This window comes from Absicoccus sp. (genome assembly GCF_034090965.1).
In the GTDB taxonomy this organism is placed as follows: domain Bacteria; phylum Bacillota_I; class Bacilli_A; order Erysipelotrichales; family Erysipelotrichaceae; genus Absicoccus; species Absicoccus intestinalis.
Genome location: NZ_JAXDRQ010000044.1, coordinates 129,048 through 152,183, shown reverse-complemented (window position 1 = coordinate 152,183; position 23,136 = coordinate 129,048). Strand labels below are relative to the sequence as shown.

General features: G+C 41.4%; 26 protein-coding genes and 1 riboswitch. Of the genes, 5 read left to right on the top strand and 21 right to left on the bottom strand.

What is annotated here, in order from left to right; all coding sequences use genetic code 11:
* Positions 1 to 232: 232 nt before the first annotated feature.
* From SOS22_RS06575 to SOS22_RS06555, 5 genes are all read right to left on the bottom strand, one after another.
* Entirely contained in the window at positions 233 to 385 is a 153-nt protein-coding gene (locus SOS22_RS06575) for a hypothetical protein (RefSeq protein WP_320324623.1), read from the bottom strand.
* Positions 386 to 667: 282 nt separating this feature from the next.
* Positions 668 to 1,165, bottom strand: a complete 498-nt coding sequence (locus tag SOS22_RS06570) for a DUF3955 domain-containing protein (RefSeq protein ID WP_320596718.1) — start codon at positions 1,163 to 1,165, stop codon at positions 668 to 670.
* Between the two features lie 121 nt (positions 1,166 to 1,286).
* On the bottom strand, positions 1,287 to 2,660 hold the full coding sequence (locus tag SOS22_RS06565) for an amidohydrolase (protein WP_320324625.1): 1,374 nt from the start codon (positions 2,658 to 2,660) through the stop codon (positions 1,287 to 1,289).
* On the bottom strand, positions 2,653 to 3,333 hold the full coding sequence (locus SOS22_RS06560; RefSeq protein ID WP_320324626.1) for a hypothetical protein: 681 nt from the start codon (positions 3,331 to 3,333) through the stop codon (positions 2,653 to 2,655). Before SOS22_RS06560 ends, SOS22_RS06565 begins: the two co-directional genes overlap by 8 nt.
* Positions 3,334 to 3,343: 10 nt before the next feature.
* Positions 3,344 to 4,039 (bottom strand): DUF5058 family protein, encoded by a 696-nt coding sequence (locus SOS22_RS06555; protein ID WP_320324627.1) that lies wholly within the window; start codon positions 4,037 to 4,039, stop codon positions 3,344 to 3,346.
* A gap of 70 nt (positions 4,040 to 4,109) precedes the next feature.
* A riboswitch (glycine riboswitch) is annotated at positions 4,110 to 4,195 on the bottom strand.
* 227 nt (positions 4,196 to 4,422) lie between these two features.
* Between SOS22_RS06555 and SOS22_RS06550 the strand changes: the two genes are divergently transcribed.
* Positions 4,423 to 5,700, top strand: a complete 1,278-nt coding sequence (locus SOS22_RS06550; protein WP_320596717.1) for a peptidoglycan bridge formation glycyltransferase FemA/FemB family protein — start codon at positions 4,423 to 4,425, stop codon at positions 5,698 to 5,700.
* Here the strand turns inward: SOS22_RS06550 and SOS22_RS06545 are convergent.
* Genes SOS22_RS06545 through SOS22_RS06530 form a run of 4 tightly spaced genes read right to left on the bottom strand, consistent with a single transcriptional unit; the run spans position 5,688 to position 9,423 of the window.
* On the bottom strand, positions 5,688 to 6,416 hold the full coding sequence (locus SOS22_RS06545; protein ID WP_320596716.1) for a hypothetical protein: 729 nt from the start codon (positions 6,414 to 6,416) through the stop codon (positions 5,688 to 5,690). The two genes, SOS22_RS06550 and SOS22_RS06545, sit on opposite strands and share 13 nt — an antisense overlap.
* A gap of 23 nt (positions 6,417 to 6,439) precedes the next feature.
* Complete coding sequence (locus SOS22_RS06540) at positions 6,440 to 7,735, bottom strand: hypothetical protein (protein WP_320596715.1); 1,296 nt, start codon at positions 7,733 to 7,735, stop codon at positions 6,440 to 6,442.
* Positions 7,713 to 8,897: a glutamate-cysteine ligase family protein gene (locus SOS22_RS06535; RefSeq protein ID WP_320596714.1), complete on the bottom strand. Its 1,185-nt coding sequence runs from the start codon at positions 8,895 to 8,897 to the stop codon at positions 7,713 to 7,715. The genes SOS22_RS06540 and SOS22_RS06535 overlap by 23 nt, the downstream gene beginning before the upstream one ends.
* A complete protein-coding gene (locus SOS22_RS06530) occupies positions 8,881 to 9,423 on the bottom strand; it encodes a DJ-1/PfpI family protein (RefSeq protein WP_320324632.1) in 543 nt (180 codons plus the stop codon). The genes SOS22_RS06535 and SOS22_RS06530 overlap by 17 nt, the downstream gene beginning before the upstream one ends.
* Before the next feature lie 103 nt (positions 9,424 to 9,526).
* Here SOS22_RS06530 and SOS22_RS06525 point away from each other — a divergent pair, with 103 nt between their 5' ends.
* A complete protein-coding gene (locus SOS22_RS06525; protein ID WP_320596713.1) occupies positions 9,527 to 10,111 on the top strand; it encodes an HdeD family acid-resistance protein in 585 nt (194 codons plus the stop codon).
* Between the two features lie 11 nt (positions 10,112 to 10,122).
* Here SOS22_RS06525 and prfB read toward each other — a convergent pair.
* The 3 genes from prfB to SOS22_RS06510 form a co-directional block, all read right to left on the bottom strand.
* Positions 10,123 to 11,224, bottom strand: a protein-coding gene (gene prfB / locus SOS22_RS06520) for a peptide chain release factor 2 (RefSeq protein ID WP_320324634.1) whose coding sequence is annotated in 2 segments (ribosomal slippage) — positions 10,123 to 11,151 and positions 11,153 to 11,224 — 1,101 coding nt in all. Because the reading frame shifts where the segments join, the coding sequence is not laid out codon by codon here.
* Positions 11,224 to 13,605, bottom strand: coding sequence for a preprotein translocase subunit SecA (gene secA, locus SOS22_RS06515; RefSeq protein ID WP_320596712.1), 2,382 nt, complete (start codon positions 13,603 to 13,605; stop codon positions 11,224 to 11,226). Before secA ends, prfB begins: the two co-directional genes overlap by 1 nt.
* 63 nt (positions 13,606 to 13,668) lie before the next feature.
* The gene (locus tag SOS22_RS06510; RefSeq protein ID WP_320596711.1) at positions 13,669 to 14,652 is read right to left on the bottom strand and encodes an A/G-specific adenine glycosylase; all 984 of its coding nucleotides are present in this window, start codon (positions 14,650 to 14,652) and stop codon (positions 13,669 to 13,671) included.
* Between the two features lie 28 nt (positions 14,653 to 14,680).
* Here SOS22_RS06510 and SOS22_RS06505 point away from each other — a divergent pair, with 28 nt between their 5' ends.
* Genes SOS22_RS06505 through SOS22_RS06495 form a run of 3 tightly spaced genes read left to right on the top strand, consistent with a single transcriptional unit; the run spans position 14,681 to position 17,206 of the window.
* Positions 14,681 to 15,469, top strand: a complete 789-nt coding sequence (locus SOS22_RS06505) for an HAD-IIB family hydrolase (protein WP_320596710.1) — start codon at positions 14,681 to 14,683, stop codon at positions 15,467 to 15,469.
* Positions 15,466 to 16,272 (top strand): nitrilase-related carbon-nitrogen hydrolase, encoded by an 807-nt coding sequence (locus tag SOS22_RS06500; protein WP_320596709.1) that lies wholly within the window; start codon positions 15,466 to 15,468, stop codon positions 16,270 to 16,272. Before SOS22_RS06505 ends, SOS22_RS06500 begins: the two co-directional genes overlap by 4 nt.
* Positions 16,250 to 17,206 (top strand): P1 family peptidase, encoded by a 957-nt coding sequence (locus SOS22_RS06495; RefSeq protein WP_320596708.1) that lies wholly within the window; start codon positions 16,250 to 16,252, stop codon positions 17,204 to 17,206. The genes SOS22_RS06500 and SOS22_RS06495 overlap by 23 nt, the downstream gene beginning before the upstream one ends.
* On the opposite strand, the gene SOS22_RS06490 is transcribed toward SOS22_RS06495, so the two are convergent.
* The 9 genes from SOS22_RS06490 to SOS22_RS06450 form a co-directional block, all read right to left on the bottom strand.
* On the bottom strand, positions 17,203 to 17,676 hold the full coding sequence (locus tag SOS22_RS06490; RefSeq protein WP_320324640.1) for a PTS system mannose/fructose/N-acetylgalactosamine-transporter subunit IIB: 474 nt from the start codon (positions 17,674 to 17,676) through the stop codon (positions 17,203 to 17,205). The genes SOS22_RS06495 and SOS22_RS06490 overlap by 4 nt on opposite strands.
* A 1-nt stretch (position 17,677) precedes the next feature.
* Positions 17,678 to 18,817 (bottom strand): N-acetylglucosamine-6-phosphate deacetylase, encoded by a 1,140-nt coding sequence (gene nagA / locus SOS22_RS06485; RefSeq protein WP_320324641.1) that lies wholly within the window; start codon positions 18,815 to 18,817, stop codon positions 17,678 to 17,680.
* A gap of 118 nt (positions 18,818 to 18,935) precedes the next feature.
* Positions 18,936 to 19,358, bottom strand: a complete 423-nt coding sequence (locus tag SOS22_RS06480; RefSeq protein ID WP_320596707.1) for an SHOCT domain-containing protein — start codon at positions 19,356 to 19,358, stop codon at positions 18,936 to 18,938.
* Between the two features lie 20 nt (positions 19,359 to 19,378).
* Complete coding sequence (locus tag SOS22_RS06475) at positions 19,379 to 19,732, bottom strand: cupin domain-containing protein (protein WP_320596706.1); 354 nt, start codon at positions 19,730 to 19,732, stop codon at positions 19,379 to 19,381.
* Positions 19,733 to 19,742: 10 nt separating this feature from the next.
* Positions 19,743 to 20,108 carry a PTS glucitol/sorbitol transporter subunit IIA gene (locus SOS22_RS06470; RefSeq protein WP_320324644.1) on the bottom strand — a complete coding sequence of 122 codons (366 nt, stop codon included), beginning with the start codon at positions 20,106 to 20,108 and terminating at the stop codon, positions 19,743 to 19,745.
* Positions 20,109 to 20,168: 60 nt separating this feature from the next.
* The gene (locus tag SOS22_RS06465) at positions 20,169 to 21,182 is read right to left on the bottom strand and encodes a PTS glucitol/sorbitol transporter subunit IIB (RefSeq protein ID WP_320324645.1); all 1,014 of its coding nucleotides are present in this window, start codon (positions 21,180 to 21,182) and stop codon (positions 20,169 to 20,171) included.
* Between the two features lie 18 nt (positions 21,183 to 21,200).
* A complete protein-coding gene (locus tag SOS22_RS06460; RefSeq protein ID WP_128519334.1) occupies positions 21,201 to 21,758 on the bottom strand; it encodes a PTS glucitol/sorbitol transporter subunit IIC in 558 nt (185 codons plus the stop codon).
* A 17-nt stretch (positions 21,759 to 21,775) separates the two neighbouring features.
* On the bottom strand, positions 21,776 to 22,222 hold the full coding sequence (locus SOS22_RS06455) for a transcriptional regulator GutM (RefSeq protein WP_128519333.1): 447 nt from the start codon (positions 22,220 to 22,222) through the stop codon (positions 21,776 to 21,778).
* Between the two features lie 19 nt (positions 22,223 to 22,241).
* The gene (locus SOS22_RS06450) at positions 22,242 to 23,042 is read right to left on the bottom strand and encodes an SDR family oxidoreductase (protein ID WP_320324646.1); all 801 of its coding nucleotides are present in this window, start codon (positions 23,040 to 23,042) and stop codon (positions 22,242 to 22,244) included.
* Positions 23,043 to 23,136 lie beyond the last annotated feature (94 nt).

Sequence of the window (23,136 nt, the reverse complement as noted above, 5' to 3'; positions counted from 1 at the left end):
ACTCTACGGTGTATGAGGGTACACCAGAGAGTATCAACAATTAAACATAACAAGCACTTATGCTTTAATTTACGGCATTAAACGCTCCCAAGAGGATAATCGAACTTCTAGCTACCACGGTTCGCAGAGAACTCCTAAGCGAAGGGTCGGCGGTTCGAATCCGCCCAGGAACGCCATCTATATAAAAAAAACGATAAGACTTAGTCTTACCGTTTTTTTATTGGATCTCGTCTTATAAACCCAACATCTTAAATGCATCTTCTTCCGAATAATTTTCTGTACTAGAACTTCCTTTTTCTAATTCTTTCATCAATTGATTGAATGCATTGATTTTCATCTCTGAATTGCCCCTATCCTCCTTTGGAGCATCTACAATATTACGCATGATTCCATACCCTTTCATGAATAGTTTAAGCCATTCAAACAGAAAAATTGATCATTGTGGGTACATCGTAACTACAACAATTGTATAAACTAATCTGTATTTTGTCTTGAAAAATAGTCACATTGAATCGAATATTTCTTTGAAATTCAATGAAATACTCCTCTTATTCTTGCTTGATCTACCGCTCATAAACCATGTTTAATTGATTCCATATATAAACATGACTATAATTCGCAACAAAGTGGCCTAAGTCCTTTCCTATAGGGACATTGACCACTTTTTTCATTCTTTCACTGTCAAAGACTTTGCCTTGCATTTTTCAATAAGAGCACGTATCCCAACGCTCACAAATAAGATCAAACCACAAAAGATCGATAAAAATCCCAATGGCAACAAAAAGAAGTTTTCATGTAAGATACCCTGGGCATCCACATATTCGACCGACATCCCTTTAATGACTAACATCAATAAGCCCATCAATAAAAAGATCCCACCAATGATTGAAGTAACCATATTGTATTTGGCCTTTCTTGTTTCACTCCCGTCTTTGATCACTTTTTCTGTTATGTTGTTCATATGATTGTTTTCTCCTTTCAACAACTGGTCCAAGGAGATATCAAAAATATGGGACATTTGGATCAACATCTCAATGTCTGGTAGATTTTTATTGTTTTCCCAATTGGAAACCGCTTGTCGGCTTACATGTAGCTGAGTGGCAAATTGCACCTGTGTCAGCTTTTTCTCTTTACGAATCGTTTTGATTTGTTGTCCAAAATCCATGTCATTCTACCTCCATAATCAAAGTCTAGTTGCATTGGTTCCATGCTTCAAGAAAGTCGTTCTTGCCTTTAAAAAAATAGATAAGCAAGCGTTGCTTGCCTACCTATTTTAACGTAAAATCCTAAGAATCAAAATGATTAAGAATGGATTTATATTGGATACTCTTGTTTTCGTTAAATTCCTTTTGGGCTGCCTGTACATATTCTGGCTCCTGCAAGAAATCAAAAGCTTGACCAGCCAATACATGAGCCGCGTAGAAAGCACCTTTGGCACCCAATGAAGAACCTGCACAAGCAGCGGCCTGCCAAGTATGCGGACCAATCCCAACTGGCCAACAAGCACTAGAAAAAGTGGACATAGGCATATTAAAACTGACATCGCCCGTATCCGTACTGGCTGTCATGAAGACCGTTTTCCAAAAGGAACGATCTTCAACACAAGAATTCATAATTCGTTGGCTAGTTCCATACAAATGATTTTTGTTTTCAACAATTTGAGGATCCACACTCATCTGGATGGCTTTCGCAAAATCCAGCTCTTCTTGCGTAAACGGCGGGAAAGGTGCCTCTTTCAAATTCTCATAACAAATATCCGTCATGATCTTAGCCTTCTTCATTTCCCAACAACCATATTCAACATCGATATCCACTGTTGTCTCGGTCATCATGGCAGCGCCTTTAGCCACTTTTTCCACCCGATCTAAGATCGATAACACATCCGACATATGGGGTGCACGAATAAAATACCAACTCGATGCAAGATCTGGGACAATATTTGGGATATTGTCACATTGCGTACTGTAATGGATTCGTGCTGCATCAATGACATGTTCTCTTAAATAATTGACTCCAACGTTCATTAATTCCACGGCATCCAAGGCACTTCGTCCTTGCCAAGGGGCAACCGCTGCATGAGCGGTTTTACCACGAAAAACAAAACGTACCGAAATATTCGCTAAATACGACTCTTCATAGGCACAATTGATATCCATAGGATGCCAGCTCAAAGCCAGATCACACCCTTCAAACATTCCTAAGCGAAGCATTTTGACTTTTCCCGATAGCAATTCTTCTTCGGGACATCCATAAAAACGAATGGTGCCAGACATGTTTTCTTTTGCCAACCATTGTTGGATGGCCAATGCCGCCACCAAAGCAGCAGAACCCAAAAGATTGTGTCCACAACCATGACCAGCCCCACCGACTTGGACAGGTTCTTGATGCGATATTGGCTTTTGCGATAGCCCTGGTAAAGCATCATATTCTCCCAATATCGCAATGACAGGTTTGCCTTGGCCATATTCGGCATAGAAAGTATGCTCCATCTTTGCCTGATCATGAATTGTAAAACCTGCTGATGATAAAATTTGTCGCAAATAGTTCGCCGAAAATTTTTCATGACCGCCTGTTTCTGGATGCGTGAACAAAGTCGATACACAATCCTCAAAAACGCTTTGTAACGAATCCACTGTCTGAAAGATATCTTGTTTATTCATGGGCATGGAACACTTTCATACTTAAGAAAATCGAAACAAACACACAAGATAAAGTACCTAAATAATTGGCTGAGCCAGGCAGCCAAGTAAACAATCCCGCTTTGATGGCTACATTGATCAAGATGGCAAATACAGTCATGGTGACTCCTAATTTTCTTTGTTTCATGGCAAATTGCATCAACAAAGCACCAAACAAGGCAGGTAACAAATAATTCAAAGCCAATGTAATTGATTGTGGCAATTGAGAAAGAATTCGACTACCTAGAATAACACCGATTGTCAAAACAGAGACATTGATAATAATCGAAATGGCCATACCTAACGTTGCGATGATCGATCCTTGTTCCGTTCCTGGTTCCACATCGGCAGCTACTTGCGCCATACTTGCACAAGGCAAGCGCATATTGGAAATATTACCTGAAAGAAAGGCCATATAAGTACCTACAGGTCCTAAGACGGCAAAATAAGAAATGGGTTCCACAAACCATAAGATACCAAAGGCCGAAATAGCGGCAATCGCAGCCGTCAATAAAGCTGCCCAATCCGGCAATAAATGATAAACGATTGCCAGCAACAAAGCGGGTGTAAACGATAAAAGTGCACCGAGATATCCTGTTGTTTTCCCAATGCGATGCATCATTGGTAAATATTCTTTTTCATAAAAATCTTTCATCTTCTGCCTCCTATAGTAATGCCGTAATGATCATGGATCCCAAGATCGCAATGGTCAAATTCCATTCTTTTAAACGTTTCATTTGAAATTTTTCAGTTATACACATCATAAGAGCCATGATCAAAGCCCCTAATACACAGGCCACTGCATTTTTATCCATCCGAACCAAATGGGTGGCTGACATCGCACTAAATACTCCAATGACTGCCGCCACCGAAATCATTGTCAATCGTTTGGCATTATTTCCCGAAATCTTCGTTTGCACTTTTTCCATCCGATTGGCGGCAAACGTCGCAAATAAGACCCATCCAATCGAACCAATGACCATGGTCCAAAGTGCCATTGTCAAAGCTTGGGGTGTCATCTTATCTACGCCTAAGGTCACACCCACAGCGCTTGTTCCCATATTGGCCGCTGTCGATTCAAACATGACAGCACCAATCAAGGATAAACGCATCCAAGCAATGGGACCACCCACTGTGATCAATAACGACAGCATCCCTGAAAGGATCACGATGGAAGGTCCAATCGAAGTAATCGCACCACTTCGAATGGCTTCTTTCATTTGTCCTTTGCTCAAACCAACCTTATTGCCTGCTTGATAGGCTTTTCTCAGAAAGGTGATTGCTTGCACCAACACCACACAAACCGGAACTCCACAAGCAATCCACATAGGAATTCCATTCGCAATTTGCATTGCATCCATATACTCTCTCCTCCTCGAAAACAAAAAGTCGAATTCCACTTTTACCGTAGAATCCGACCTGTTTTCTTATTCTATACACCCTGTCCTTTTACCTGAGAGTTTCATGTTACCACTTGCCCCTTCGGTACTCCTAAGAGATTCTCCAGAGTTTCTCCATTATCAGTCTTCCTGATAACTTCTACGATGATTCGAGTATACCATTTTCTTTCATTTATTTTCAATATTTTTTCATAGAATATTTTCAATGATTGTTCTGATTCATTTAATATTTTACTTTTTTAATATATATATATATATATATATAATTTTAATAAACATTCATTTAAGGTTCTTTTTATGTAAACACTGCATACTATCCAATAGCTTAGGAGGCTTTATACACAATGGATTTAATTGAAATCACCAATGATACCTATGAAAATTGGATCACAAACTATCCCCAACGAAACTTTCTGCAATCGAGCTATGAAGGCAAAAAAATGAGTCAAAATGGCGGACACATCTATTATTTGGCAGGAAAAGAAAAGAATACCATCCAAATTTGTGCCCTGCTTTGTTTACGACCCCTGATGAAACGATTTACCTTTGCGTATCTGCCCAGAGGCCCCATCTATGATGGGTCCCATCCAGAATATCTTCAATCGTTCTATGCCCAACTCAAACCCTTTTTGAAACAAAAAAAGTGCGTCTTTTTAGAAACCGATCCCTATATCCCTTTGCGTCAAAGAGATATGGATGGTCATATCGTAGACCATGGCTGGGATCACTTTGACATTGTCCAACAATACAAAGACATGCACTTTCAACAACTTCCATGGAAACAAGGATACGATGAAACCAAACAATGTCGCTGGATGTCGGTACTCGATCTTCGACAGAAAACCAAAGAAGAAGTATTTGCTTCTTTTAGCGCCAAGACCCGACAAAACATTCGTAAAGCCATGAGAAACACCATTCAAGTGCGCCCTTTATCCAGAGAAGAACTTCCCATCCTTTACCATATGGTCAAAGAAACAGGACAACGAAGAAATTTTCCTTTTTTTCCCTTAAGCTACTATCAAGAACAATACGATTGTTTCCAAGACCATGCCCAGGCCTATTATGCCTATTTGGATCTAGATGCCTATTTGACAAGTCTCTATCAATCGATGGAAAAAGAAAAAAGCACGATCCAACAAGCCCAGGATGGATTGCGTCTCAACCCCTACTCTAAAAACTCAAAACATCGTTTACAAAAAGCCCAAGCCAATCTTCAGGCTTTGGATGTGCGCATAAAAGAAGCCAAACAACTCGCGCAAACCCATGGTAAGGAATTGGGATTGGCAGCTGCCATGTATATCTTCTATGGCCAGGAAATCATCTATTTAGCCAGTGGCTTCAATGACATCTATAAGACCTATAAGGGACCTTATGCCTTGCAATGGGCCATGATCCAACAAGCCATCGAGAAAGGATATAGCTATTATAATTTCTATGGCATCAGCGGCTATTTCGAACCCGATCAAGAAGGCTATGGCGTCTTTGATTTCAAACGAGGCTTTCATGCCGATGTAATCGAACTCATTGGCAATTACATCCTTACCATTTCACCCGCTTTGTATAAACTCTATGCGATCCGATCAAAAAAAAACGAGCTGAATGGCTCGTTTTACTTTAGATGATTGAATTGATCAGCTTTATCTTCTGGCAAAGCATACTCCATAAAGATATCTTTCTTCATGTAAGACATCTTAGCCATCATTTCCTTACCCATCTTGTCTAGATGTAATAAATCGGTCTTATCTGGATTTTCTGGTGTCACTAAGAACAAAGAAATCATATAGTAATTCTTGCCATCTACATCATAGATGTTGTAGTCGATCTCATATTTTGCCGTTGCATCTTTTTCTTGATGAATGGTTTGTACTTGCTCTAAGTAATTGTTGGTGTCGCCACGAAAGATCAAATAATTCCAATTGGAATATTCACCATTTTCTTTTAAGCCATTGGCCAAGGTATCCATGGAAACCAATTCACCATCCGCAAACGTACCATTCTTACCACTTTCCTTGGTGGTAATGAGGATGCTCGCACTAAAATTATCATACTTTACAGCACCAAAATTATACGTAATGGCATGCGTATTTTGATCTTCATTTTTGGATTGCACCGTCATGCCCTTTGGCAATAGGACATCTTGATCAATACCATCCAAATGAAAGACAGAACTCTCATTCACATATGTATATTTTGATGTTTTGGTTGTGGTTTTTTCGGTTGTTTTTTGGTTGGAAGACGAATTGCCCGTAAAAATATTGGCACCCAATTCAACCACCATAAAGACAACGATCACGATTGCGATCACACGCATGATCCAAACTCGAACTCGTTTACCCATACAAATTCCCCTTTTCTTGTTCATTATACCATAAATAAAGTAGGTATCGAACGCTCATTGTATTGCGTGGAGATCACACCGCCATCACTACAACGAGAATACACACCCGCAAATTGGCCATTGTATACATATAGCCCTGTCATATTCGCATAGGGTTTAAATTCCTTTTCCCGGACCAGATCAATATTCTGATTTCGATACGGTTGAATATATTCTTGCACCAAATAATTGCGATCCATACAACGTTTGACTTGTTCATCCCATTGGGCTTGATGCAGATCAACACCCGCCCATACACCTTGCGCCCCATAGGAATCTTTCGGCTTGATGATCCAATGATCCTTATCATCTAGATCAATGGACACGTTTTTGTTTAGATCATACGTTTTTGGTAAATGCTTTTCCATAAACGCATTTTCTTCATCCGTCAGATACGCTTGCATCCATGGATGTCGCAATACTTGATTGATTTGTTTATTATGGATGATCTGGGTTTGAAAACCACCAATCAAAATAACAGCTTGTTGTTTGATGGCCTCCAAAAAATCAAGACCGGCACAACGATCGACGATATCACTGGTCACCACTCGACGATACACCATATCTATTTTTCGATTCGTATAGATCGAATGCAGATGCGTCCCATCAAAAGCCAAATCCCGAATATCTAGGACTTCACATTGACAGCCATGCCGCTTAAAGATTTGTTGGAACACATATAACTCATTCAAATAGGCATTTTCTAAAAAATCAACAATAGCGACCATCGGATGCGGTGGTATCTGATCATCAGCCAAAGATAAAAAGGCATCGACCCAATGATCTTCCAATTCCATTTGTTCATAGGTATGGGGATCCTGCCGATATACATTATTGAACTTTAATAACTCCGCTAACTTCGCATTTTCATGCATAGCGGAAGTGCCATCGGTATTGAACTCACAAAATTTAAAATCTTTGGTCTTTTCATCATAAAAAATATCGATCCGACAAATCGGGATGCTCACATCGTATCGATTCGGCAACAAGATAAAGTCTTCCAATTGCTTCGAAAAAGGAAAGAGAGAGCGAATCTTCTCATCTTCTTTATAAGCCTGAATGACTTTTTCAAAGATGGTATACGTTTGATGAACGATCTGATGGAACCGTTGTTTATCTTCCTGAGAAAAGATCTTCGGAATATGGAGGGTATGCGTATAATTCTGATTGCCCGCATTCAATTCACTTTCAATAATGGCATTTTCCATTTGAAAAGCACTTTTCTTGCTCTCCAAAAAGTGCTTCTCGATATATTCTTTATATTGCTGGTCGATTGACATTTTGACTCCCCAAGGCTTCTAAATATCCTTGTTCTTGTATCGATAGGTTACCTTTTGCGGATTCTTTCAATGCATGGACCAAAGCCTGTACTGGTCGACCATAGACATAAGCCTGCCAACCATCCTTCTGAATGGCTCGTTTCGCATCTTGGATCTCATCGATCGAATGCGCCCATTGATTCACATCACGAATGATCGTTTCATCATAGAAAATTCCTTTGATAAAAGCTGCATAGGCCAATAAATTCGGTAAAGGCATACTATCCGCCGAACGAATTTCCATACATTTCTTAACCCGGATATCCGGAAAGACCATCGATAAATAGTGTTCGATTTCTGGTGTACCAAACCCATACGTTTGTGCCACTTCTTTACACGTTTGATTCCCCGTTGGAATGAATTGGTCTTGTGTATGCATTAAGATCAAAGGATCATCCAATACATAGTTTTCATAACTTGCATAACCAAAGGTTGGTGAAAACAAATCCTCAATGATATGACATCTTTGGGGATCGGTATGCTGCCAAATGGAATCCCGTAACAAAATATCCGTATTCGGTTTTCCTGCATAATAGGGTGTATTAAAACTGATCAAAGCAAAAAGCGGGTGCAAGATATTGGCCATCCGATATTTTCGAATAAAATCCAGCTCATCCGCAAAATCAATCGAAGCATGGATCGACGCCGTTCCCTTCATCATTTCTTTCCCACGCGTTCCCGAATGAGCAAAATACGCTTCCATATATTGATAACGATCTTTGTCAATGCGTGGATACGCATCCACCGATACCGTTGGAATGCCCCCGCTATATACGATCGAATAGCCATTGGCTTGTACAAAAGCTTCAATGGGTTTCATTGCTCTTTGATACATTTTTTCAATCGCTTCGATCTGATCGGTATAGTGGAACGAAAACTCCAATTGACAACCGGGTTCTAACGTGATCAAAGTATCTTCATTTCCTAAAGCAACGATATGTCCTTTTTCATAACTTTTTTGCGGATAATTGGATTCAATTTGATGAAACAATCGCTCAATATCCGCATAGGGCATTGGTAAACCCGTTTCTTTATGAATGATAAAATGCTCAATTTCCATACCCACATAGTGCGTTTGTCGATGTTTTTCACCAGAACGAATATAATTAGTGATCGAACCCATAATAAACGGACTCCTTTACTTGATCGGCATGGGTCTTACCAATCAAAGCCTCTAAAAGTGCAAAACCAAATTCCACACTGGCTGCAGCAGAACAAGCCGTAATCAAATTGCCATCCCGCACAACATATTGACGATGATAGATACCGCCAAAATCATCATTCAAAGATTCAAAACAAGTATAATTCTTCCCTTTTAATAAGCCTTCTTGGCCAAGAATGGTTGGGGCCGCACAAATCGCACCAAGGATTTTTTCTTGCGCAAAAAAAGGAAGCAATTTTAAGACTCTTTCATCTTTGCGCATCGTCATATGTTGCGGTCCTCCCGGTATCACCAAACAATCAGCCTTTTCAAAATCATAGTCTTCATAAGGAATGGTTGGCGTATATTGTACCCCAAAACGACCGGTCACATCTTCTTTTTCCAAACGAACGATGTCCACATCCACACCGCCACGTCGCAACAGTGCGATGGGTCCCATCGTTTCTAATTCTTCATATCCATTATCGATCAAAACAACGGCTCTCATATTCATACCTCCATTTGTGGTTATCTTTAGTATACTCATCATAAAAAGAATGCGCAAATCGGATAACCTAGGTTATAATGGTTAAAAAAGGAAGGCGTTCATCATGAGAAATTTTTTACAAAAATGTCAACGTGAAATTGTATTCAGTGCCATATTATATGCCATTTTAGGAATCCTTTTACTGGTATTTAACGTAAAAGCATTGGGAACCATCATACAAGTCTTGGGCTGGATCTTCATTGTTTATGCGATCTATAATTTCTATCTATATTTTGTTTGCAGAGACAGCTTATCCAGTGGTCCTTTGGTCATTGCAATCCCCTTTTTATTGATTGGCATCGTCTTGGCCCGCAATCCTGGTTTTGTGATCAGCATGAGTTCGATCTTGATTGGCATCGTGGTCTTATTCAATGGTATTGTCCACATTCAAACCAGTCTGTTTCAAAAAGACCTGGGTTACACCAATTGGGGACTTTCTTTGGTTTATTCCATCTTGATTACCATCGTTGGCGGTATCTTGATCGTCAATCCCATCGATACCGTATCCACCGTCTTAAAGATTGGTGGAATCTTGTTGATCATTCAAGCTTGCAGCGTATTGGTTTCCCAACATCGCATCCACAAATTGTCCAAAGAATACGATAAAGAAAACAACATAGTCGATGGCGATTTCAAAGACATTAAATAAAGGTGCAGTGATTACTGCACCTTTGATTTTAAATACGCAAAGATAAATCCATCCAGATTGCCATCCAAGACATCCTGGACCTGACTGGTTTCATAGCCCGTACGAACATCTTTGACCAAATTGTATGGATGCAACACATAGTTGCGAATCTGGGAGCCCCATTCATTCGCGACTTGTTCGCCCTTGATCTGCGCTAATTTCTTTTCTTGTTTTTCAATTTCCAACTGATACAAACGCGACTTTAAGACCCGCATGGCCTCTTCCCGATTTTCATGTTGCGAACGGCCATTCTGACACGTTGCCACGATGCCGGTTGGCTTATGCACCAAACGCACTGCCGAATCGGTCTTATTGATGTGTTGTCCACCAGCCCCGGAAGCTCGTTTGGTCTCAAATTCAATATCTTCGGGCTTGATATCAATCTCAATTTCATCATTAAATTGTGGCATGACATCCAAAGACGCAAAGGAAGTATGTCTTCTAGCCCCCGCATCAAAAGGACTAATACGAACCAAACGATGTACGCCCTTTTCCGATTTTAGATAGCCATAGGCCTTGTCGCCTTCCACCAAAAAAGTCACACTTTTGATGCCCGCTTCTTCTCCAGGTAGGTAATCCAATACCTTCACTTTAAAGCCATGTTTTTCGGCATATCGCGTATACATGCGATACAACATGCTGGCCCAATCACAAGATTCCGTACCACCAGCACCCGGATGAATCTCCAAGATCGCATTGTTTTGATCGTACTCATGCGACAATAAGACTTCGATCTCAAATTCTTCAAAGGTATGGCTGACTTCTTTATATTCTTCTTCAGCCATCTCCATCAACTCGGCATCAAAATCCGCTTTGAGGGCATCAGCCGTTTCATCCAATGATTTCAATTCTTCCCATAAAGATGAATAGGTTTCGACAATATGACTCAAGCTATTCTTTTGTCGAATCACTTTCTGCGCTTTTTTCTGATCACTCCAGAAATTGGGATCCATGGTTTGATCATCCAATTCTTTAATGGTCTTTTTTTTTGTATCTAAGTCAAAGAGACTCACCTAGAGACTCCAACTTCTCTAGGTGAGTAGTTAATCCTTGTTTTAGTTCATAAACTTCCATTAGGCATTCTCCTGTACTCGAACTTTCAATAAGAAGAAAGCAATCTCACGATTGATGCGATGGTTCATCTCATCAAACATCGCAAATCCTTCTTCGACATATTGTTGCAACGGGTTATTTTGGGCATAACTACGCAAATAAATACCACCACGCAACTTATCCATCTGATCAATGTGTTGGATCCAGTTGCGATCGATATTTCGCAATACGACCGTTTTTTCAAAAGGCATAAATTGATCTTTGACCAATTTAATTTCATCTTCATAGCCATTCCACATCTTATTCAAACAATATTCTTTTGTTTCCTGAATATTTTTGCCCTCAATTTCCGAAACATGAATGGCCTTATCCTCTTGAAGTCCCATCATCTCTAAGGACTTCACTAAATTCGTGGCATCCACATTCTTTTTATTTTCGGTCAAATTGGCTTCGATCGTTTGATCCAAGGCATTTTCAAAAATATCATGGACCATTTCATGCACTTCACTGCTTTCCAAGATCTTATTTCGCTCCGCATAAATGATCTCACGTTGACGACGCAATACATCATCATAATCCAACAATTGTTTACGCATATCGAAGTTATACCCTTCCACACGCTTTTGTGCCTGGGTGATCGAACGCGTTACCGCTTTGGACTCGATCTTTTCATCCCCCACACGCTCAAACAATTTTTGAAGCTTGTTGCCACCAAAACGAATCATTAAATCATCTTCCAAAGAAACATAGAAACGGGAGAAGCCCGGATCCCCCTGACGACCCGAACGACCACGCAACTGATTATCGATACGACGCGATTCATGACGTTCCGAACCTAATACAGCTAAGCCGCCCAATTCACGACTTTCTGGTGTCAATTTGATATCCGTACCACGACCAGCCATATTGGTGGCAATGGTCACGCTCTTCGGACGACCTGCCAAAGCAATGATCTCGGCTTCTTTGGCATGATTTTTCGCATTCAACAAATGATGCGGAATACCTTCTTGTTTCAACATGCCACTGATCAATTCAGACGTTTCGACCGCAATGGTACCTACCAATACCGGCTGTCCTTTATGATATAAAGCCTTGACTTCACGTACCAATGCTTCGTATTTATCTTTCTTATGTGCATAAATTTCATCGGGCAGATCCTTACGTTGGATCGGACGATTGGTTGGAATACAAACAACACGCATATTATAGGTTGATAAGAACTCTTCTTCTTCGGTCTTGGCCGTACCGGTCATACCGGCTAATTTTTCATACAAACGGAAAAAGTTCTGATAGGTGATCGTTGCCAATGTCGACGTTTCTTCTTTAATAGGTACGCCCTCTTTGGCTTCAATGGCTTGATGCAGACCATCCGAATACGCTCGGCCTGGCATCAAACGACCGGTAAACTGATCGACGATCACGATTTCTTTATCATCCGTTACGACATATTCCACTTCTTTGGTCATGATATAGTTAGCACGCAAAGCTTGATTGATATGATGCACCAATTGCGTATGATCCGTATCATAGAGATTCGCAATCTTAAAATACTTCTCTGCCTTGCTTACACCGGCTTCACTCAACATGATCTGACGCGTTTTTTCATCAATATCATAATCGCCACTGATCAATTTCTTTTCATGCGTAAAACTATCCGTTTCATATTCTGGAGCGGTAAGTGTCTTCACAAATTTATCCGCTTGAATATAGAGATTGGCCGTATTTTTCTTACCACCCGAAATGATCAGAGGCGTACGGGATTCATCGATCAAGACCGAGTCGACCTCATCGACAATGGCCATATGTAAACCACGCATGACGCGCTCATCAACACTGGTGACCATATTGTCACGTAAGTAATCAAATCCCAATTCCGAGTTGGTCGTATAGGTGATATCACACGCATAGGCATCGCGTTTTTGTTTTGGGCTCAATTCGCGTTTATTGACGCCAACCGTTAAACCTAAGAAACGATAAATTTCACCCATCCATCCAGCATCACGACCCGCCAAATATTCATTGACCGTGATCACGTGGACACCCTTACCTTCTAAGGCATTGGCATAAACCGTCATCGTCGCTGTCAAAGTCTTTCCTTCACCGGTTTTCATCTCCGCAATATCACCTTTGTGCATGGCCAAAGCACCCATGATCTGGACCTTAAATGGCTTTTCATTGATCACTCGATAAGCGGCTTCACGAGCGGTCGCAAAGGCTTCATATAAAATATCATCGACCGTTTCCCCATTCTGTAGTCGATTCCGATATTCACTTGTCTTTTCACGAAGTTGATCATCACTTAAAGCCTGCATTTTGGGCTCTAATGCCATAATTTTATCTGCTTCTTTCGCTAATGATTTAATTTCTCGTTGTTCTTCTGAAAAAACGCTTAAAATTCCCATGTTTTATTTCCCTCCATTCGAAAGGTATATTCCGACTTATATAATATAACACAACTAAATAGCTTAGAACATGAAATCTGATTGAACTTGTTCTAAAAAAGGTGTAAAAGCACTTGGAATCGCATACAATGCATCAATTTCTGCCAATGTATGAAAATTTTCATCTTCCCGATCCACAAAGACTAGACTGGCTTCCATATGCCATTCCACATGACTGAAAATATGCGTATACGGTCTGAGTGGAATTTCTTTCTCATATTTTACTGGCTTTTGTTCATCAAATCCATACAATCCATACAACAACCCTTTTTCTTTTCGCTTCACGATCCGAAGCTTATTTTGATACACCCAGATATAAAGATGTTTCTGTTCGATCCGTCGCGGTTTCGGTTTGGACAGTACCGGCAATGAACCCGGATCCTCTGTTTGACAATAACTACGAATGGGACATTGTTCACACCGTGGTTTTTTAGGGATACAAACCAAAGCACCCAGTTCCATCAAGGCTTGATTGTAGTCGGAAATATGGTCTTCATCCGGCAAACTGGCTTCTACTTTCGCATTGACCTGTTTCTTGCCCGCACTCTTTTTCATATCGGCATGCAGATCATACAACCGACTAAAGACACGAATCACATTGCCATCGATGGCACTGACCCGTTGATGATACGCAATCGAAGCAATCGCACCAGCTGTATACGGACCAATTCCTGGCAATTGTTCCAATTCGGCTTTGGTCATCGGCAACTTTCCGTCATATTTTTCCATACATACTTGGGCACATTTTTTCAAATTACGAGCCCGACTATAATAGCCCAGTCCTTGCCAAAGTTTATTGAGTTGTTCATCGGCTATCATGGCTAAGGCAGGAATATCCGGCACCTTTTCAATGAAACGCTCAAAATAAGGAAGCATCGCTTCAATACGTGTTTGTTGGGCCATGATCTCACTGATCCAGATTTTATACGCATCGGCATCTTGCCGAAATAATAATGGCCGTTTATGGATTCGATACCAGCCTATCAGATCTTCTTGAAAATTTGTCATGATTCCATCATAGCATTATAATACAAATATGAAAACGAACATACAAACGATATTTATTGATCTCGATAACACCCTTTATGATCACATTTCTCAAAGCGTCCCACCGTTGCATATCCAGGCTTTACATGCTTTAAAAGCCAAAGGCTATAAACTCATCATGTGTACGGGTCGACCGCCGGCTCTGGTCAAAGAGCATCATTTTGAAAACTTGATCGATTGGGATGGCTACATTACTGGTATTGGTTCCTATGTATTTGATCGAAATTTCCATACGCTGATCGATCATTCCCTTGCGGTTGATGATGTGGCCCAGATCATCCAATATGCCGAAAACCATGGATTGGGCATCATTGGTTTTGGCAAGAAAGTAAAATTTGCGACTCGATGGGATCCAAAAATCCAAGAAATGATCGACACCTTTCATTTTAAAGACGTTAAAATTCACCCTTGGCATCCGGCTGATCACTTATCCAATTTATTGTTGCGACCCAAAGATCCGCTTCGCTCCATTCCGGAATTGGATACGATGCCCGGTATTGTCCCCATCTATATGAAAAATTGGGTAGAAATTCGCGCCCATGGTATCTCTAAATATAAAGGTATCGAAACCTTGATGGCTCATTTTCATGAACCCATCAATCAATATCTGGCCTTTGGTGATTCGGCCTTGGATATGGAAATGTTGGATCGTGCTGAAATCGGTGTCGTTATGGCCAATGGCGAATCCCAATTAAAAAGACTACCAGGCATTCAAATTGCACCGAGTTGCCATGATGGTGGTATCTATACATGGTTAAAGGAAAATGAATGGATATGAAAATCGCATTGATACAATCGTATGTGGATAGGGATGTTGAAAAAAATATTCAAAACATGGCCAACCAGCTCAAACAATGTAAAGAAGCCGACATCGTTCTCTTACCAGAAATGTGGACAGTTCCTTATGAAAATAAAGCGATGAAAACTTCCATTGTTTATCAATCGGAAGCAATGGATCTTTTACAGAAAATGTCCCATCAAAATCATCAACGCATCATTGGTGGAACCATGGCCGAAAAAGCAGGCAGCTCTATCTATAATACCTGTTTTGTGTATGATAAAGGACAATTGGTTACTTCCTATCGCAAGATGCATCTGATGCATTTTCATGGACGAATCGACTATACCGAAGCGGATGTCTTTCGTCCAGGCAATCAATTTTGCGTGGTCGATCATATGGGCATCCTCGTATGTTACGACATTCGCTTTTGTGAACAAGCTCGCATCTTGGCTATACATGGCGCCAAGATCTTATTTGTTCCGGCGGCTTTCAATCAAGCCGTTGGCAAAGCCCATTGGGACATCCTATGTCGAACGCGTGCATTGGAAAACGAAGTCTTTCTTTGTGCGGTCAATCCAGCCTATACGTATCAAAACTATACAAGCTATGGGCATTCGATGATCGTGGATCCCAATGGTCAAAAAATCATGGAAATGGATGAAAAACCAGGCATTGCGATGGCCGATATTGATCTAGACCAAATGGATCGCATTCGTCATCGTATGCCCTTTTGGCAAATTCGCCGAACCGATTTATACACATGTGAGGAGAAAGAAAATGAAATGGATCGAATGGAATGAAATTTCTGGCTTTCGTATTGGTCATAGCCAAGACAAAGAAGGCGGTACAGGGTGCACAGTCATTCTTTGCCCCCAAGGTGCCACAGCCGGTGTAGAAGTACGAGGTGGTGGTCCTGCCACTAGAGAAACGGATTTATTAAATCCTAAAAATATGGTCCAAAAGATCCATGCCGTTACGTTATCGGGTGGTTCAGCTTTTGGTTTGGAAGCCGGCAGTGGTGTCATGCAGTATTTGAGTGAACACCAAATTGGCTTTGATATGAAAGGGATATACATTCCCATTGTTTGTCAGGCTTCGTTATTTGATTGTGGTTTAGGGAATCCCAAAGCGTATCCCGATAAGGCCATGGGATATCAAGCTTGTGTGAATAGTGAATCCATCGATCTATCCCAAGGCAATATCGGTGCGGGCATGGGTGCCAGTGTTGGCAAAGCGTTTGGTTTTGAAAAAGCCATGAAAACCGGGTTGGGTCATGCATGTGTCCAAGTGGATCAATTAAAAGTTGGCGCTATTGTTGCCCTCAATGCGTGTGGCGACATTTATCAAGCCAATTCCACCAAATGGTTAGCCGGTGCTTATGATCGAAAAAAAAGGAAACCCATCTATACAGTGGATGCCTTGATCGATGGGATGGAAAATCAATCCAATGCCCATGAAAATACGACCATTGGTTGTATTTTCACCAATGCGGATCTCAATAAAGCCCAGATGAATAAAGTGGCTTCCCTGAGTCACAATGCGTATGCCCATTGTATTCATCCCGTAGCTACTTCCAATGATGGTGACACCATCTTTGCGATGGCCACCAACGAAGTTGTAGCTGACATGGATCTTGTTGGCCTGCTTGCCATCAAAGCCATGGAAAAGGCCATTGAAAAAGCAGCATTGTATGCCAATGCTGCCTATTATCTTTTCAGTGCAAGCGATGTTTAACCCAAAGCATCGCTTTTTTCTATGGCACATTGTGGTGTGCGGCGAATTTCGAATTCCACACCACATTCTTTTAATTTTCGAAAGACGGCTTGATCATTTTCGTCGATCGCCACCGTTGTGGCAATGCGATGTTTACCTTTGGCCATATGCATATTGCCTACATTGACTGTATGAATCGGTAGTCCACCCTTTACCAGAGTGTATACATCTTGTGGCGTTTCACAAAGAAGCATGACACGCTGATCCGATGTCGACGTCTTTAAGGCTTGGATGGTTTGTGCCAAGGTATAATAGCGCGTAAGGATGGATGCAGGCGCTGCCATCTTCATCAAACTTTGACGTAGACTATCACCAGCTACAGCATCATTGGCTACCAATACGACATCGGCTTGCACATAACTACACCATTCTGTTACGATTTGTCCATGGATCAAGCGATTATCGATCCGGGTCAATACAATTTGTGCCATCTCATTTCCATGCCCTTCCACGTGCATAGGTTTGCACGACATCATAATTATCGGCTAAAACGACAATGTCGGCATCATAGCCAGCACATAATTTGCCTTTGCGATCATCTACGCCTAAGGCTCGGGCTGGATTGATCGTACATGCATTGATCGCGTAGTCAAAAGGCACTTGCGCTTGTTCTACAACCACTTGAAGACCGCGATTGATCCGCAAAGTACTCCCCGCTAAGTTACCGGCTTGTACAAGATGGGCACTACCATCGGGATAGACTTCAATTTCATGGCCACCAAACAGATGACGACTACCGACAGGACAGCCTTTCGCATTCAACCCATCCGAAATTAGAATGATTCCATCGCGTCCTTTGCTCATAAATAAATCATTGATGGCAGCTGGATCAACATGTCGACCATCACAGATCAATTCGGCATAGACATCACGAAAACGCAGGGCTGCACCAACAAGGCCTGGTTGACGATGATGAAAACCCGTCATGCCATTATAAACATGAGTCATCGAACGGGCGCCATTGGCAATTGCCAAACAAGCTTGTTCATAACTAGCACCAGAATGACCTTGCGAAACTAAGATGCCATGGGTTGCACAATAGTGCGTCAGGGCAAAGTCTTCATCGTGTTCACAAGCCATGGTGATAACTTTGATCAAGCCATGGGCATCGGCTTGATAGGCTTTGAACTCTTCCACATTGGGCTTTACACAATATTCTTCGGGTTGTGCGCCTTTGTGTTCCTTATCCAAATACGGTCCTTCAAAATGGATGCCTAAGATTTCTGCACCTTCATAGCCATTTTCAACCACATCGGCTACATTTTTTAAAGCTGCTGATAATACTTCATGACTTTGGGTAATGGTCGTTGGACAAAGGGCCGTTACGCCTTCATCCGTAATTTGTCGGGTCCAATGACGCAATCCTTCGGGATTGGCATCATTGGTATCAAAAGTATACGCTCCATGCGTATGTTGATCGATAAAGCCAGGAACAATGCGTTGATCTTCATAATCGACATCAACGCTCTTTTGTCCATATGCATAAATTTGTTTGATCTTTTGATCTTCGATTTCAATTTGTGCTGGCATGAAAATATTTTGGATCCAGACACGTTTACTTTGAATGATCATAAGAAAACCTCCCTATAATTTCAAGTCTTTTTTGCTCCTGGTTCTATTATAGCGAAAAATGGTCTGGATAGAAAGAGACCAAAAAAAGGAGCAAGTGTATGGTCTTGCTCCTCATGCTTTACTTTTTCAAGTGAAACGCTTCCCTTTTCTTTTCCTCAAATTCTTCTTGGGTGATGATTCCCAAATCCAACATTTCCTTGAATTTTTTCATGAATTCAAAAGGATCGGTTGGCAAATCATCGAAAACAAAGGTGGAAGAAGAGTTTTTTTTAGGTTGCCTTTGTTTTTCTTTGATTTGATCGACGGCATGTTCCAGTTTCTTTGTATAGAGTTTATTATACGGAATGACGATCGACTTCTTCTGATATTGAAAGGAAAAGGTCGCAAAGTTGGCAAACATTTGTTTATACGATAGTTCAAAATGACTCATATCTGTATAGGCATAAACTTTTTTTGAACCATCTCGTTCTTTGACGACCAATTTCTCATCATCAAAATAGAGCGTTGGCAATTTGAGCGTGCCTTCAATTTCAAACTCCACAATGTCTGCCTCCTTTTCTTTTATAGATAATTCATATCACATAGACTATCGGTGACAAAGAGCACAAGTGCATCTTCTTGATCACCGGCTCCATGCCATTGTTTGGTCTTGGCATCAAACCAGACAAAATCACCTGGTTTATACGAACCTTGATTGGTTTCCAAGGTTCCTTCTAGAACATAGAAACCATGGCCACAATGATGCCAATGCCAAGGAATGATCGTTCCTTTATCATAGCGGATCTTTTTTATCAACCCACCATGCCCATCTTCGTGGAAGGTAAACTGATGCATCAGTTTACCTGTTTGTGAATTGTTGTGGGGGAATTGATTGACATCGACTTGGAAATATTCATGGATGCCTTCTTTTTCCATACACTTTCACCTATTTTCTTACAATTTGAATGACGGTACCGACATGGATCTCAGGCAATGGCTTTTTTTCAACATACATACTGCCAGGCATTTCCGGTGTCGTATCACCGCTGAAACGGATCGTGCAGTGTCCTAAGCCTGTCAAAGTAACGGGGGCTTCATCCCCAATGCTCGTGATCGTATATTCTTGATCATCAAAGCGGAGTACATCGCCTGCTTTGATCTGCCCATTGATTGGATTGACATCAACGGCATAGCAGTAGTCTTTTAATTCGGCGGGTGCACTATCACCAAAGATGATCAGAAAGTCAGCTCCTGCAAATGCACCTACATCTTTTCCAATTGATTTTACCTGATTCTTATAAATTTCTTCCATGTCGAATTCCTTCCTTTTCTTCAATATTGTAGTATTTTATTTTTTTAATTAATTATATCATTAAGCATACAATCCTGCACTAGCTGCAAACGCGATCAATACACGGATCCAACCAGTCAAGAATCTTGAATACATGACACTGACAACACCAACTTCAATGGTTTCTGGCTCAGCTTCTGCCAATCCCAAACCAACAGGGATGAAGTCGCAGGCTGCCTGGGTATTACAAGCGAACAATGCAGGCAATGCCATTTGAGGGGCGATGTTTCCTTTACCGATTTCAGCACCAATTAAAGTACCAACGATCTGTGCGATAACGGCTCCTGGACCTAACAAAGCTGACAAACCTGGAATGGAACAGATGATACCTAGGATCAATAATCCAAAGACGTTACCAGCTAATGGTGTCAAGATTGACGCAAACCAGTTACCAAATCCAGATCCATTGATGATACCGATCAGCAAGCTGACGAATGCCATGAATGGCAGCAATGTTGTGATACATGTCTGGATCGCATCACGTGCCGATTGATAGAATGTGTTGACAAATTTTCCCATGCCCAAACCAATACGAGTCATCATGGATTTATTCTTTTGGGCAGCCAAGGTCTCAGATACTTTTTGATCCGCATTGAAACCATTGCCTTTTGGTTTTTCTTCTTTGGCTGGAGCAGCTTCCACAGCAGCGGCTTCGCTTTCATCAGCTAAAGAGATCTGTTTAGAAGTAACAGCTGATACATAGATATCTTCCGTGATATATTGCGCTAAAGGTCCGGATTTACCTACTGGCATGACATTGACAGTTGGGATACGTTTTTGCGGATAGATACCGCAGCGAAGGGTTCCACCACAATCGATGATGACCATCGCCAATTCATCTTCCGGTGCCGATCCATGGAAACCATCAACGGGTTCCATACCGCTCAATTCAACGATCTTATCCAAGCATTCAGGAGGAGTTCCACCGCCTGTGATGTACATAACTTTATTTTTCTTTTCGGTTGGTTTGATCACCAATGGTCCACCAAATCCCTGTGGCCCGCGTTCAATACGAATTGCTCTTAATTTTGACATACTCTTGCTCCCTTGCTATTATTCTTGACCCATTTTGTCAAAGCTACGATTTAACTTGATACCTTGTTGTTTTTCAACATATTTTGTTGTGAATTCTGTTGCCCATCCAGAGATGAAGTTGGCAACCCATCCTACTAATAGATAACGAACAGCCAATGGCGTTGCATCCAATCCCAATTTAGTGACACCATTCGCAATTCCCAAGTAAATGAACAACTCGGAAGCGTTGATGTGAGGGAAGATACCGCTGTTGGTATGGCAGTGATAACTTGCGGATGCATAATAAGCTGGCTTGTAGAATTCTGGCAAGAATTTACCAATTGACAATGCAACCGGGTTACCTAACATAAATGCGGAAATAAATGGCAATACAAAGTAACGTAATACCGGATTCTTTCCACAAACCTTAGCGACCTTGTCTACCGATTCCTGACCGGCTAAAGCGATGATGGCATTCATCAATACCAACAGCATTACGACTGTCGGGATGATACCTGTAACCCACGATGTAAATTGCTGTCCACCTAATGCGAACAAATTCATAAAACCTTTTGCGAAACTAACAATTGCGTTCATATTTCTCTACCTTTCCGTCAATCTGTTGACTTGTTTCTGGCAAAGGCGAGCTTCAGCTTCTGCGCTGGACTTGGTGCATCCGGAATTGGTTCACCAGCTACATATTTGGAATACGTCAAAGCGGCATCCTCCACGGCTTTGCGCAAATTCCGATGTGACTTGGGGACCATCTCGCGACTTAGATCTCGCACATAGATACCTTCAAATCCAGGAAAATCTTTTACTTTGGCCAGGAACGTTGTTCCCTCGATCTTCTTGCTTTGCTGAATCACACCATTGTCATCTATTTGGAACATGACGATGGCTCCTGCAAAGAATCCGCCCGATTTTCGACCGACAACCACCTTACCTTTTCGTCGCAGAGCTACAAACTCTTTATTGAACTGTGACATTTGTTTTGAGCTCAATACAAACTGAATGACAAATGCGATGCCAATCACCAATGCATATAACCAGATCATCATGTTTCCTCCTTTTTAAATTCTATCCGCGTGATTTACCGCCGGAAATATTGTATGTCGTACCTGTGATATAACTTGCACGATCCGATACTAAGAATGCAACCAGGTTGCCGACTTCATCCAATTTTCCATCACGTCCAAGCGGTACCTGTTTACTGTAATCGGTTGAAAGATCTTCCGGTTTCACACCGCGTGTATACGCTAATGCTTCGTTATACGCTGGAGTACGAAGTCCGGTTGCTTCCATGATACCAGGTGCACAGGCTACGACGCGAACGCCATATTTACCAAGTTCTTTTGCCCAGGAACGAGTGAAGCTGTCACAAGCACCCTTTGTAGCGGAATAAGCACTTTGTCCCTGGCTTCCTTCTTTACCGGATTCACTGGACATATTGACGATGGCTCCATGTCCTTGTTTGATCAATTCACGAGCAACGGCTTGAGCGACCAAGAACAAACCTTTGACATTGACGGCAAACATTTGATCGAATGTTTTCACATCCAGTTCATATTCCGGATGTTCACCTTTGACATCGACCAGCAATCTTGGTTTATTGATACCGGCATTGTTGACCAAGCCATCAATGTGTCCATATTTATCCAATACCGCTTTTGTCATCGCATTGACACTGTCTGGATCAGTGACATTGCATTGTACACAGTAAGCGCCATCTTTTTCTTCACCGGTTTTGACTGTCAAATCAACGATAACCGCTTTGGCACCGGCCTTGACCAATGTAGTGACTACATGGTTTCCGATACCGGAAGCACCACCCGTTACGATAATAACTTTATCCTCTAAACCTAACCAACTTTCTGACATATTCTCCTCCTTTTTGAACGCCTCAGGTTCTGTTTACACGCATATCATATTTGAGAAACCCCTTTCATTTAATGCGTTCCTTTTCCAAGAAAAA